This is a genomic window from Rhodococcus sp. DMU1 (genome assembly GCF_012272955.1).
In the GTDB taxonomy this organism is placed as follows: Bacteria; Actinomycetota; Actinomycetes; order Mycobacteriales; family Mycobacteriaceae; genus Rhodococcus; species Rhodococcus aetherivorans.
Genome location: NZ_CP050952.1, coordinates 542411 through 555494, shown reverse-complemented (window position 1 = coordinate 555494; position 13084 = coordinate 542411). Strand labels below are relative to the sequence as shown.

General features: G+C 71.6%; 12 protein-coding genes. 9 read left to right on the top strand and 3 right to left on the bottom strand.

Annotation, left to right across the window (positions count from 1 at the left end; genetic code table 11):
* Positions 1 to 3: 3 nt before the first annotated feature.
* Complete coding sequence (locus HFP48_RS02510) at positions 4 to 690, bottom strand: hypothetical protein (protein WP_029547129.1); 687 nt, start codon at positions 688 to 690, stop codon at positions 4 to 6.
* Between the two features lie 217 nt (positions 691 to 907).
* Complete coding sequence (locus HFP48_RS02505; RefSeq protein ID WP_168578971.1) at positions 908 to 2467, bottom strand: hypothetical protein; 1560 nt, start codon at positions 2465 to 2467, stop codon at positions 908 to 910.
* A 351-nt stretch (positions 2468 to 2818) separates the two neighbouring features.
* Between HFP48_RS02505 and HFP48_RS02500 the strand changes: the two genes are divergently transcribed.
* Positions 2819 to 4195, top strand: a complete 1377-nt coding sequence (locus HFP48_RS02500; protein ID WP_168578970.1) for an MFS transporter — start codon at positions 2819 to 2821, stop codon at positions 4193 to 4195.
* 7 nt (positions 4196 to 4202) lie between these two features.
* On the opposite strand, the gene HFP48_RS02495 is transcribed toward HFP48_RS02500, so the two are convergent.
* Positions 4203 to 5876, bottom strand: a complete 1674-nt coding sequence (locus HFP48_RS02495) for a helix-turn-helix domain-containing protein (protein ID WP_044476309.1) — start codon at positions 5874 to 5876, stop codon at positions 4203 to 4205.
* Positions 5877 to 6130: 254 nt separating this feature from the next.
* Between HFP48_RS02495 and HFP48_RS02490 the strand changes: the two genes are divergently transcribed.
* The 8 genes from HFP48_RS02490 to HFP48_RS02455 all read left to right on the top strand — a co-directional run bounded on the left by HFP48_RS02490 (position 6131) and on the right by HFP48_RS02455 (position 13082).
* A complete protein-coding gene (locus tag HFP48_RS02490) occupies positions 6131 to 6580 on the top strand; it encodes a heme-binding protein (RefSeq protein WP_168578969.1) in 450 nt (149 codons plus the stop codon).
* A 185-nt stretch (positions 6581 to 6765) separates the two neighbouring features.
* A complete protein-coding gene (locus tag HFP48_RS02485; protein ID WP_006943160.1) occupies positions 6766 to 7485 on the top strand; it encodes an iron-containing redox enzyme family protein in 720 nt (239 codons plus the stop codon).
* Positions 7486 to 7568: 83 nt separating this feature from the next.
* Positions 7569 to 7952 (top strand): Rieske 2Fe-2S domain-containing protein, encoded by a 384-nt coding sequence (locus HFP48_RS02480; RefSeq protein WP_168578968.1) that lies wholly within the window; start codon positions 7569 to 7571, stop codon positions 7950 to 7952.
* A complete protein-coding gene (locus HFP48_RS02475; RefSeq protein WP_168578967.1) occupies positions 7949 to 9172 on the top strand; it encodes an FAD-dependent oxidoreductase in 1224 nt (407 codons plus the stop codon). Before HFP48_RS02480 ends, HFP48_RS02475 begins: the two co-directional genes overlap by 4 nt.
* 1 nt (position 9173) lies before the next feature.
* Positions 9174 to 10628: an aldehyde dehydrogenase family protein gene (locus HFP48_RS02470; RefSeq protein ID WP_168578966.1), complete on the top strand. Its 1455-nt coding sequence runs from the start codon at positions 9174 to 9176 to the stop codon at positions 10626 to 10628.
* Positions 10629 to 10670: 42 nt separating this feature from the next.
* On the top strand, positions 10671 to 11027 hold the full coding sequence (locus HFP48_RS02465) for a non-heme iron oxygenase ferredoxin subunit (RefSeq protein ID WP_102800412.1): 357 nt from the start codon (positions 10671 to 10673) through the stop codon (positions 11025 to 11027).
* Positions 11024 to 12622 (top strand): gamma-glutamyltransferase, encoded by a 1599-nt coding sequence (locus tag HFP48_RS02460; protein WP_161997228.1) that lies wholly within the window; start codon positions 11024 to 11026, stop codon positions 12620 to 12622. The genes HFP48_RS02465 and HFP48_RS02460 overlap by 4 nt, the downstream gene beginning before the upstream one ends.
* Complete coding sequence (locus tag HFP48_RS02455) at positions 12612 to 13082, top strand: RidA family protein (protein ID WP_210432797.1); 471 nt, start codon at positions 12612 to 12614, stop codon at positions 13080 to 13082. Before HFP48_RS02460 ends, HFP48_RS02455 begins: the two co-directional genes overlap by 11 nt.
* The last annotated feature ends 2 nt before the right edge of the window (positions 13083 to 13084 follow it).

The following is a 13084-nucleotide window of genomic DNA, read 5'->3' as shown; positions in this document are numbered from 1 at the left end:
AGCCTATCGGCGCGCCCTGTCGGAGACGGCGAATCCGATGCCGGCGACGAGCACCCACACGGGACCGACGAAGCCGGCCATGTATTGCAGCGGGGAGATCCCGAGCAGCACGGTCAGGCCGCCGAGCACCACGCTCGCCCAGCCCAGCCACCGCGGCGTCGCGCCGTGGCGCAGCGACGCGGCCGCCACCGCCAGGCCGCTGACCCCCGCGCCGACCCACAGCCACGGGATCGTGCCGACCCAGTGCGCGCCGACGACGGCGAACTCGGCGACCATCTGTCCCGGCTCGCCCAGCCCGAACAACAGCTCGGTGTCCAGGCCGGCGCCGAGCAGTCCGGCGGTCGCCGTGAGCAGCAGACCGAACGCCGCGACCGACGGCAGCAGGCTGTCCTCGGGCAGGGCGATCCGCAGGCGGCGCTGCAGGCCGGCGGCGAAGATCAGCAGCAGCACCGTCGAGACCATGAGCGACAGGTGCATCACCAGCAGTGGGGTTCGTTCGCCCGCGAACGCCTCGGCGATCGCGGGCGCGTTGCCGGCCGTGGATTCGTCGTAGGCGGCGCCCATACCCATGCTCGCCTGGATGGCGACGACCCCGGCGAGCCCGGCGACGGCCCCCGACCATGCCCAGGCGCTCGACGACGCGCGCCGTGCGGCCGTGCGTCCGTCCTCCGTCACGCTCACTGTGCTCATCGGTTCGGTGTCCCTCCCGTCGTACCGGCGCGCTCTGCGCCTGACGGAGAGGCTGCTGCGCCCGGCGTCCCGGTCGCCAGGGACACCCGTCCCGTCCCGGTGGGATTCCTCCGGCGGGATGCCGGACCGGTCCTCGCGCGCGTCGGTGCTTGCCGCGCGCGTGAGGACGCGCGCGACAAGCACCGTTCCGCGCGAGAGTGACCGCGCTGCAGGCGAATCAGTAGACCAGGACGGCGAACAGCGTGCTGAGCACGAGCCCCGCCATCACCGGCAGGAAGCACTTGCGGGCCAGGTCGAGGACGGGGACGCGGGCGAATCCGGCCACGGCGACGAGCGACGACCACGCGACGATCACCCCGCCGCCGGACCAGATGTTGCCCATCTGCCCGATCGCGGCGAGGGTCGACGGATCCATGCCGACCGCCGGGCCCAGCGCGCCGGACAGCGAACCGGTCAGCGGCAGACCGCTGAAGCCGGACCCGTCCAGCCCGGCCACCACGCCGATGAGCAGGATGCCGAACGACGTGACGAACGGGTTCTGCGGCAGGTGCGACTGTGCCGCGTTGACGAGATCGAACAGGATTCCCGGACCCGTCTCGCCGTCCGCGTAGCCGAGGATGGCACCGGAGAAGTCGGGGTTGCCGATGAGGAAGAAGCCGGCGATCGGCAGCACGACGCCCATCGCCTTGAAGGCGAACACCAGACCGTCGACGAGGTGCTCGGAGGTGGTCTCGAGGAAGCCGCCCCTGTCGTTGGACGCGGCGGCCGCGAACAGGATGAGCGCCGCGATTCCACCGACGATGGCCGCGGCGTCCCCACCCTGCAGGGGCGGCACCACCTGGGTGAACTTGCCCAGCAGCAGATACACGATGAAGGCGAGGTAGGCGAGCGGAACGAGCATCGCGAACGCCTTCGCGGTGCCCCTGCTCTCGGCGAGTTCGTAGCTGCCGGGGTCGCGCTCGGCGACGATCACGGCCGTCGCCGTGCTCGCGGCACCGTCGGGGCCACCGGCGGGGCCGCCGCCCACGGGCTCGGGCTGCACCGGCTGCCGGGTCGGGGCGGATCCGCCGCCGGCCGGGCCGTCGGCGCCGCGGTCGGCCTCGGCCTCCCACTCGACGAGCAGGTCCGGCGACGGCGCCCGCCACGTCCGGCGCTGCGCGACGAACGTGATCGCCAGCGCGGTCACGCCGACGACGAGCGACAGCACGAGCGACTTGTCCGCCACGGCGTCGACGTCGGCACCGGCCGCCGTGGCGGAGATGCCCGGTGCGACCTTGATGATGTAGTCCGACGACAGGGCCATGCCCTGGCCACAGATGGCGATGACCATGCCGACCGACAGCGGCGACAGGCCGGCCCGGATGGCGACGGGGATCAGCACGGCACCGACGAGCGGGACCGCCGGGGTGGGCCAGAAGAACAGGGAGATCACGTACGTCACGACGGCCAGCACGACGAAGCTGCTGGTGCCGGTACGCATGACCCTGCGGAACGGCGCGACCATCAGCCGGTCGGCGCCGAGTTGCCGCAGCGCGCCGAGCATCGCGGTCACCAGCGCGATGATCAGGAAGATGTTGAACAGCTCCTTCGCGGCCACGAGGCTGGCGTTGAAGATCGAGGACAGTCCGGTGACGATGCTGCCGGAGAACACGAAGGCGGTCAGGAACGTTCCGATGACTGCGGGAACCACGATGTTCTTCCGCAGGGCCATGGTGGCCAGGATGACGACGATGCCGGCCACGTAGACCCAGTGGGCGGCTGTGAGTTGTACGTCCAATTCGAGTCCTAAGTCAGGAGCAGAACGAGTGAGGGGCTGTGTTCGTGGAACTTTCCGCGCTCGTTCATGCCTGGTCAACGCAAACCTTGCACAGTGCCCCGAACTGTAGATGTGCAGTGTGTTCCTGTTTTGCGTTTCCGTGTCCTCCGGTAGCGCGATCGTGAACAATTGCTACGAACTTGTGTCTTCCGCCGTTTCCGCCGGGCGAACCCCGATTCCTTGGGCAGGGTGCACACTCCGGGCGCGTCCGCCTGTGCTGTTTACGAATTCGACGCCGATGCGGCGGTACCGGGCGCGGTGAGACAGTGAGGCCACGGCCCCGCCGTATCGCTCGCGAGCCACAGGAGACAGATGACCACCCGTACTGCCGCGCCGACTCCGGCCCCGGCGCACGCCGATTCCGGAACCCCGCTCGCGCTGTCCGCCCTGCTGGCGGGAACCCTGGTCGGCACGATCAGCAACAACGTCGTGAATGTCCCGTTGGCGGAGATCCTGTCGGATTTCGGCACCTCGCTCGAGAGCGGGGTGCTCGTCGTCGCCGGTTTCCTGTTGACGTTTGCGGCGTCGATGCCGCTGGCCGGCTGGATCGGTGATCGCTTCGGCCGCCGGCGCGTGTACTGCGGCGCGCTCCTGGCGACGGCGGTGTGCTCGGCCGGCGCCGCGACGGCCCCCAACCTGGCGGTGCTCGTCGCGTGGCGCTCGCTGGGCGGTGTCGCCGCCGCCGCGTTCGCGCCCGCCGTGATGGGCCTGATCGCGTGGTTGTTCGGGCCCGAGCGGCGGGCGCGGGCCGTCGGGGCCTGGGCGGCGGTCAACGGTGCCGGTCAGGCCCTCGGACCGTCGATGGGCGGCCTGATCGCCGACCACTGGGGGTGGCGCTGGGTGTTCGTCCCGCTCGTGCCGGTGGCGCTGATCGGCTTCGCGGGGACCCTGCGCTGGATTCCCGCGTTCGAGGGCCGGCGCATGCGCCTCGACGGCCCGGGCGCGGCCGCGTTGACGCTCGGCGCGGCGGTGCTGGTGCTCGGGCTGACGCTGGTCCCGCAGCCCGGCGTGGCGCTGCCCGTCGCCCTCGCGCTGATCGGGGGCGCGGCCGTCGTGCTCGTGTGGTTCGTGCTGCACTGCCTGCGCACGCAGGTGCCGTTCGTCGACGTCCGCCTCGTGGCCGAACCGCGGTTCGCCCGCAGCGCGATCGCGGCGTTCGGTCAGATGTTCTGCCTCGGTGCGACCCTGCTCGCGGTGCCGCTGTACCTGACCGGCGCGGGGGTGTCCACAGCCCTGGCGGGGACGATCCTGTTCGCGCTGCCCGCCGTGATGGTCGTCCTGGCCCCGATCGTGGGCCGCACGACCGACAGGCTGGGCGCCCGGAGGGTGCTGCGGGCGGGGCTGGCGGTGCTGATCGTCGCCCAGTCGGCCCTGGCCGCCGTCCTGGCGACCGCGGCGACGAACCACTGGGCGATCGTCGCGGTGCTCGCGGTCACCGGGGTGGGCAGCGCGCTCGTACAGACCCCGGCCGCGGCCGGGTCGACGCGCTCGCCCGCCGGAGCCCAGGGCACCGGGCTGGGGTTGTTCAACCTGATCCGTTTCGGCGGATCGGCGGTCGGCGCCGCATGGGTGGCCATCGCGGTGGACTCGTGGTCGTACCCCGTGCTGTTCGTCGTGTGCGCCGTCGTCGTCGCAGCGGGGCTGGCCGCGTCCTTCCTCGGCCGCGACCCCGAACTGGCAGGCGTGTGAACGTTGTTCAGCGGTAGTTGATCTCGCGGTCCACGGCGGTGTGGACCTGGTCCAGCAGCTCGAGGCGGATCGCGAGCCACGCCGTGAACTGGTTCTCCGGCAGGCGCACGTCCATCGACAGCGCACGGGAGATGCGATCGAGCTTGGACAGCATCGTGTTCCGGTGCACGTTGAGCTCCCGCGCCGCGGCGTTGACGTTGCCACCCGCGCTCAGGTACGCGACGAGCGTGTCGTGCAGGTCGGTTCCGGCGCGGATCGGGCCGAGCACGTCGCGGACCAGGCGGCGGCTGCGGTCGGTCTCGGCGACGAGTTCGAGCACGCCGTAGCCGCGCAGGTCGCGGTAGGAGACGGCGCCGGACAAGCCCAGCCGCTGCCCGATTCCCAGGGCGACCCGGGCCTGACGGTAGCTCTCCCGGATCTCGTCCGCGCCGACGGCGGGCGCGCCGTGCGCGACCGGCACCGGCCGGCCGCGCCGGTCCTCCAGGTCCAGGGCCATGGCCTCGGCATACTTCTCGATCTCCGCCTCGACGTCGCGCCGGTCGTGCGACCGGAGCGAACGGACGACGACGAGGACGTCCCCGATCACGGTGACGTAGGACCGCACCGCCGGGTGCGGCAGCACGCTCGCCGCGTACCGCGCGAGCCGCAGCAGGCTCCCCGAGCCCTCGACGCCCGCACCCCCGGCGTCCGGGGCGTGCCCGGCCGCGACGAACACCGCGAACGTCGAGGTCAGATCGATGTCGTGATACCCGGCCCGCGCCTGCATGTCGTGCTGGCTGGTGAAGCTGCCGTGCACGAGCGCCTGCACGAAGTCCCCGCGGGCGCGTTCCTCCGCTTCGTCGACACTGCGCTGCCGCAACATCTCCGAGCCGATGATCGCCGTCGCCTGTTCGGTGACGACCGCGTGCTGAGCCAGTTCGTGCGGGCCCGGGCCGGGACCGGCGGCGAGCACCGCGACCCAGCCCTCGAACCGCTTGCCCAGGCGGATGGGGCTGGCGGTGCACGTCCAGCGTCCCGAATCGCCGGACAGCTCCACCACCCGGGTGTCGTGGCCGTGCCCGGATCCACTCGTGGTCTCCGCGCCCTGCCGTTCGGCCAGCGCCCGCGGAAGCCGGTCGGAGACGAGGTCCGTGGTCGCGGAGTCCAGGCCGTGGACCGCGACGACGTGCCCGCGCGCGTCGAGCGCGACGGCGGGATGGTGCGCGAGGGCCGAGACCTCGCGGAGGAGCAGGGTCATGCCCGCGCCCCGGTGCAGCAGCCCCGCCAGGGTGGTGTGGACGTGCGACGAGTAGCGCATCACGTGCACCTCCTGCGTCAGGGCACGCTCGGCCAGGAGGCGGTTGAGCGCCGCGAAGCCGATCGGGAAGCTCAGCTCGAGGACGACGAGTCCCGCGGGCAGCGGCGACTCCGCGGTCGTCGCGGGCAGCGAGCCGTCCACGACGAGGGCGGCGGCGCCGCGCGCGGCCAACGCCGCGACGGCGTGCACGTTGCCGGCGAGCGCCTCCGGACGGGCGTACACGGCGACGGCATCGAGGTCGTCGAATCGGCCCATGACCTCGCTGAACGGCAGTGCCCAGGTGAGGGCGCGGTCGAGGGCGGTGTGCCCGGACGCGATCCGCGCCCCGGTCATCAGCGACTCGTCGAGCAGACCCCGGACGGTCAGGCGCGGGCTCGGTTCCATGTCGACCTGCTTTCTGCGAGCGGGGCGCCGGCGCGAGGGACGACGTGCACCTTTTTCATCAAGTACCAGAGTCGAAGGTCCGCAGGCGATGTGCAACTTGTACACGAATTGTGTCGGGTACGGGTGATTCTGACCGTCCCTCCGTGGCCGCATCCCTGTTAGAAATAGCCCACTGGCGAAAACGCATCCACCGGCCGGACCCTCGCTTCCCGCTCCGCCAGGCCGGTACTCCCGCAGACCGAAAGTGGAGACCCATGCATCGAATTCATCGCATCACCCTCGAGGACGCGCTCCCCCTCCTCGCCGCCGGCCGCGCGAAGGCGGAGGAGATCGGCGTCAAGCAGACCCTGTGCGTCTGCGACGAGAGCGCCAACGTCATCGCCCTGCACCGCCTCCCCGGTGCGCGGCTGACGGGTGTCGAGATCGCGATGGCCAAGGCGTTCACCGCGGCGGGCCACGAACGCGCCACGCACCTGTTCAACGAACCGCCCAACGGGCCGGCCCTGCCCGGCAACGAGGCCTTCGGCATCAGCCACATGCTGCCGGGCAAGTTCGCGATCTTCGTCGGCGGCTTCCCGCTGGTGTTCGACGGCCAGATCGTCGGCGCCGTCGGCATCAGCGGCGGAAACGGCGAGCAGGACAAGGCCGTCGGCGCGGCGATGCTCGCGGAGTTCGAGGCGATCACCGCGTCGGTGGCGCACTGACTGTGCACTTCGACCCCCGCCGGCGCCGCATTCCGGTCAGTGTGGCCGTGGCCGCACCCCGACGCCGGCACTAGTTTCGAAACCGACCGGAACAGGCTTTCACTCAGCCGATTTCGATCGTTCTCCGCAACGTCGCGGATCAACCCCAGCCCGACCGCACGACACAGCGTGAAAGGGAAACCACCATGACCGAACTGCTCGGACGCGACGAGTTCCGCGCCGCACTCGAGAACGCGATCAAGGGCCGCGAGGCCAAGGACGCCTCGTTCAGCAAGGCCTGGGCCGAGGGCAAGCTCGAGAAGCACCACTTCGCCCGGTGGGCCGAGAACCACTACCACTACGTGGGCCCGTTCGCGGACTACCTCGCGAACATCTACTCCAACACGCCCGACACGTTCACCGACGCCAAGGACTTCACCCTGCAGAACATGTACGAGGAGGAGCTGGCCGACATCCGGCACACCGACCTGCTCATCAAGTTCGCCGAGGCGTGCGGCACCACCCGCGAGCGCGTCGAGGATCCGAACAACATGAACGCCGTCACCCGCGGCCTGCAGGCGTGGTGCTACGCGGTCTCGCAGCGCGAGCACTTCGTGGTCGCCACCGCGGCCCTGGTCGTCGGTCTCGAGTCGCAGGTGCCGAGCATCTACAAGAAGCAGATCGTGCCGCTGCGCGAGGTGTACGGGTTCACCGAGGACGAGATCGAGTTCTTCGACCTGCACATCACCTCGGATGTCGTCCACGGCGAACGCGGGTACCAGATCGTGCTGGACTGCGCCGACACCCCGCAGTTGCAGCAGCGCTGCCTGCAGCTCGTGCGCTGGGGCGCGGAGATGCGTTTCTCGTACACCAAGGGCCTGTACGACACGTACGTCGCTCCCGACCTCGAGCTGGCTCCGGCCTGACCGACGTGACCGTACCGCGGGAGGGTCCACCGCTCGGCCCTCCCGCGCCGGTCCCGGCGGCCATCCCCGATCGAAGGAGAATCATGTCCACCGACGCCGCCTCGGCCCCGCCCGGGTCGACCCGCGACAGGGTCGCCGTCGCCACCGTCAAGGAGCTGACCCGCCGGCGCAAGCTGCGCGTCGAGGTCGACGGCGTCGGCATCGCGTTGTTCCACGCGAACGACCGGGTGTACGCGTTCGCCGACCTGTGCATCCACCAGGACCGCTCGCTCGCCAAGGGCACCCTGTTGCACGGGCGGGTCATCTGCCCCGGCCACCAGTGGCGGTTCAACCTCGAAACCGGCTACGAGGAAGACCAGGATCTCTGCCAGCCGACCTATCCCGTGACCGTCGAGGGCGACACCGTCTATCTCGATCCGGCCCCGCGCCGAGTCCTTCCCGGCTCGCAAGAGGAGAGTTCGTCATGACCGTACGCACCGTTGTCACCGTCGGCGCCGGCCAGGTCGCCGCGGTCGCCGCACGCACGTTGCGCCGCCGCGGATTCGACGGCCGCATCGTCCTGCTCGGCGACGAACCGCACGCGCCCTACCAGCGGCCGCCACTGTCGAAGGAGTTCCTCGCCGGCCGGGAACCCGTCGCCTCCCTTTCCCTGCTCACACCGAAGTGGCTGGTCGACAACGATATCGACATCCGGACCGGTGTCATGGTACGGCGCGTCGACACCGCCTCGCGCAGCGTGGAATTCGACGGTGGGTCCGTCGCCGCCGACGCGGTGATCCTCGCGACCGGGGGACGCCCGCGCACGATCCCCACCTCCGGGACGCGCCCCGATCTCGTGCACTACCTGCGGACGCTCGACGACGCCGTCGCCCTCGCCCCGCGGCTGACCCCCGGTGCGCGCCTGGTCGTCGTCGGCGGCGGATTCGTCGGCCTCGAGATCGCCGCAACGGCACGCGGTCTCGGTGTCGACGTGGTCGTCCTCGAATACGCCGACGCCCTGCTGGGTTCCGTCCTGGGCGCCACGGTCGGCGGGTTCTGCGCCGACCTGCACCGCCGCAACGGCGTCGATCTGCGCACCGGCGTCGGCGTGGACTCCGTCGCGACCTCCGAGGCCGGGGTGCGGGTCCGCACCACGACCGGCGACACGATCGAGGCCGACGTGGTCGTGGTCGGCATCGGCATCACGCCGAACGTCGACGTGGCCGCCGCGAGCGGACTCGCCACCGACAACGGCATCGTCGTCGACGCCGTGGGCCGCACCGCCGTACCGGGAATCCACGCCGCCGGCGACGTCGCGAACCGCTTCTCCGACCGCGCCGGCCGCCGAGTCCGGGTGGAGCACTTCGACAATGCCAACCGGCAGGCCGCGGTCGTCGCGGACACGATCGTCGGTCGCACCTCGCTCGCCGACGACGCCCACTGGTTCTGGTCGGACCAGTACGACACGAACATCCAGTTCACCGGAACATCCTCCGGGACGACGGAACTCGTCGTGCGCGGCGACGCCCGCTCGGGGGAGTTCACCGTCTTCTATCTCGCCGGCGACGTGCTCACCGCGGCGTTCGCCATGGACCGCGGCGAGGACATCATTGCCGCCCGCGAACTCGTCGGTCGGACGGTCGGCGCGCACCAGCTCGCCGACGCGGACGTGGACCTGTGGGAACTGGGCGAACAGGTGGTGAGCTGAGGTGGCCGTGACAGGACTGAACTTCATCGACGGTGCGTGGGTGCCGGCCGTCTCCGGCGCCACCTTCGAACGACGCAACCCCGCCGATTCCACCGACCTGATCGGAACGTTCCCCGATTCCGACGCCACCGACGTGCGCATCGCCGTCGACGCACTCGACAAGGCGGCCCCCGAATGGGCCGCCACCCCACCGGAGCGCCGGGCCGCCGTCCTGGAGACCGCCGCCCGGCACCTCGCGGAGCGACGGGAATCGCTCGTCGAGGAACTGGTCCGCGAGGAGGGCAAGACGCGCGCCGAGGCCACCGTCGAGGTGAGCCGCACCCCCATGAACCTGCGCTTCTACGCGGGCGAGGCGCTGCGCGCGACCGGCGCGACGTACCCGGCCGCCGGCCGCACCATGATCTACACCGTCCGCGAACCCATCGGCATCGTCGGGGCCATCACCCCCTGGAACTTTCCGCTGAACATCCCGTCCCGCAAGCTCGGGCCGGCGCTCGCCGCGGGAGATCCGGTGCTGTTCAAGCCGTCCGAGATCACCCCGCTCATGGGGCAGCGGCTGGTCGAGGCGCTGCTCGCCGGCGGACTGCCCCCGGCGGCGATCGCGCTGGTGCAGGGCGGCGGGCGGGCCGGGGCCGCGGTGGTCGCCGACGAACGCGTCGCGGCCGTCACCTTCACCGGATCGACGGAGGTGGGCCGGGCCATCCATCGTGGCATCGGCCCGGACCGGCGGGTACAGCTCGAGATGGGCGGCAAGAACCCCGTCGTCGTCCTCGCCGACGCCGACCTCGACGCCGCCGCCGCGTTGATCGTCAAGGGCGCTTTCGGGCTCTCCGGACAGGCCTGCACCGGCACCAGCCGGGTCGTCGCGATCGACGACATCCACGACGCCCTGCTCGAGCGGGTCGTCGCCCGCGCCGAGGCCCTCACCGTCGGACCGGGCCTGCGGGCGGGGGCGTCGATGGGTCCGCTCGCCAGCCGCGGCCAGCTGGACAAGTTCCTCGAGTACGTCGCCGTCGGGCAGGACGAAGGGGCCCGTCTGGTGTGCGGCGGAACCCGCTGCGACGACACCGGATTCGGCGACGGGTTCTTCGTGCGCCCGACGGTGTTCGCCGACACCGCGCCGGGCATGCGCATCCTGACCGAGGAGATCTTCGGTCCGGTGCTGGCGTTCCAGCGGGCGTCGTCGTTCGACGAGGCCGTCACGCTGGCCAACGACACGGCGTTCGGCCTGAGCGCGGCGATCGTCACGCGCGATCTCGACCGGGCCGGGCAGTTCGTCGCCCGTTCCCGCACCGGCCTGGTCAAGGTGAACCAGCCGACGAACGGCATGGCGATGAACGCTCCGTTCGGTGGGTACAAGGCGTCGAGCACCCAGACGTTCAAGGAACAGGCCGGGCCGACGCTGATGCAGTTCTACCAATCCGAGAAGACCGTCTACATCGACCCCGTCGCCTGACCGCCCGCGGTCGGAGCAGATCCCAATGCCTGGAGGATGACCATGGAGTTCAAGAGAGTGGCCCGTTCCGGGCAGGTGCCGGAGGGCATCGTCCGCCGCTTCTACGCCGGCGACTACGAGTTCGCGATCTCACGGCTGGACGGGAAGGCCTACGCGACATCCAACTACTGCTCACACCTGGACTGCCTGCTCTCGTCCGGCAAGCTCGTGCAGGATGGAATCGGATGCTCTTGCCACGGAAGCGCTTTCGATCTCGCAACCGGTGAACCCATCTGCCCTCCCGCCACGGAGCCGATCAAGACCTATCCCGTCGAGGAGCGCGGCGGCGAGATCTTCGTCGGCATCGATCCCGCCGAGCCGCCGGAGGGCCCGCGCCGGCGCCGGCTCCGGCAGGCATGACAGCGCGGCGGGTCCGTCCGGCGACGCTGTCGACCGGCGGCATGGTGTCCTCGAGCCACCCGCTGGCCGGCCAGGCCGGGGCGCGGGTGCTCGCCGACGGCGGCAACGCGGTCGACGCCGCGCTGGCGATGGCCGCGACCACGTGGCTGACCCTGCCCGGCCAGTGCGGCCTCGGCGGGGACGCATTCGCCGTGGTGCGGGAACCGGACGGCACAGTCTGGACGGTCGGCGGGAGCGGTTACGGCCCCGACGGCGGCACACCGGACTTCTACCGGGACCGCGGGCTGGCCGCGATCCCGCTGGACGGCGCCCTCGCGGTGGCCGTGCCGGGCGCTCCGGCCGCGCTCGCGGCGCTGCACCGGCGCGGCGCCACCCGCAGCCTTGCCGAGCTGTGGGAACCGGCCGCGCGCCTCGCCGAGCACGGGTTGCCCTGCTCGGCCAAGACCCGCGACGACGTGCGGTCGGCGCTGGACGCCGTTCGCAGCGATCCCGGGCTGGCCTCCGTGTACGTCGACGGCGGTCTCGTACCGCTCGTCGGTGACCGGCTGCCGCAACCCGACCTGGCGCGCACCATCCGTGAACTCGCGCACGACCCGGCGTCGTTCTACACCGGGTCGCTCGCCGAGCGGTGCGTCGCCGCGCTGCGCGACGCGGGCGCCCCGTTCTCGGGAGACGAATGGGTCGCAACCGGGACGGTGACGCCGGAGCAGGCGCTGTCCGGCCGGTACGCCGGCGCGGTGATCCATCAGACCCCACTGCCGACCCCCGGGTGGATGGTGTTGCACCAGGCGGCGCTGTGCGACGGCGTCGTCGGGTCCTCCCCGCTCCTGAGCGCGGCGGCGATCGACCGCATGGCCCGGGCCGCGCGGACGGCGTTCGAGGACCGGCTGCGCTGGTGCGGCGCCGACAACGACGGTGCCGCGCGCATCCTCGATCCCGGCCACATCCGCGCCGGCCGCGACCGGCTGTCGGCGACCGCGCCCGCCGGAGCGTTCACGGTGGCCGGCGGAGACACCACCTCGCTGGTGACGGTCGACCGGGACGGACGCGCGGTGAGCTTCATCCATTCGCTGGCGTTCACCTTCGGGGCCAAGTTCACCGTGCCCGGCACGGGGATCGTCCTGAACAACCGGCTGGGGCGGGGCGCGTATCTGATCGACGGGCATCCGAACGAGGTGCGGCCCCGCCGCAAGCCGCTGCACACCCTCAATGCCTGGATCGTCACGGACGAGGCGGGAGCGCTGCTCCACGTCGGCAACACCCCCGGCGGGGACGGGCAGGTGCAATGGAACATGCAGCTGCTCTCGCACCTCCTCGACCACGGGCTCGATCCGCAGGAGGCGGTGTCGGCGCCCCGGTTCACGGTGTTCCCCGGCTCCGACGCGAACGTGCTCGGCGACCCCGCCGAGCTGCGCATCGAGGCCGACGTCCCGCCCGAGGTCCGCACCGCCCTGTCCGAGATGGGGCACGACGTGCGCACCCTCGAACCGCTCGGCGCCGAGGGCAGCGCCCAGATCATCTCTCTCGATCCCCGCGGCGTGCTCAGCGGCGGCAGCGATCCCCGTCAGGAAGGAGTGGCTCTCGGTGTCGAATGAACAGGCGATCGGCCGGGCAGCGATCGGCGCGCAGCCGCCGCGGCCGCGCGGCCGCTACGTACCCGCGGTGCTGTCCGGCTCGACCGTCCACACGGCGGGGATGACCCCGCGCCGTGACGGCCGGCTGACCGTCACCGGCCGCGTCGGCGGCGAAGTGGACCCGGCCGTCGCCCGGGAGGCGGCGGGCCTCGCGGCCGGCAACGCCCTGGCCGCGGTCCGTTCGGTGCTGCCGCCGGGTGCGATGTTCCGGTGCGTCGAGATGGTGGTGTACATCGCGTGTGCCGACGGCTTCACCGAGCTCTCGGCGGTCGCCGACGGCGCATCGGAGGTCGTCGAACGCGCGCTGGGCCCGGCGTCACTGCCCGCCCGCAGCGCGATCGGGGTCTATCTGCTTCCCGGCAACGCGCCGGTCGAGGTGGCCGTCACCGCGCACGTCGGGGACGGACCCGGCGCGCGCTGACG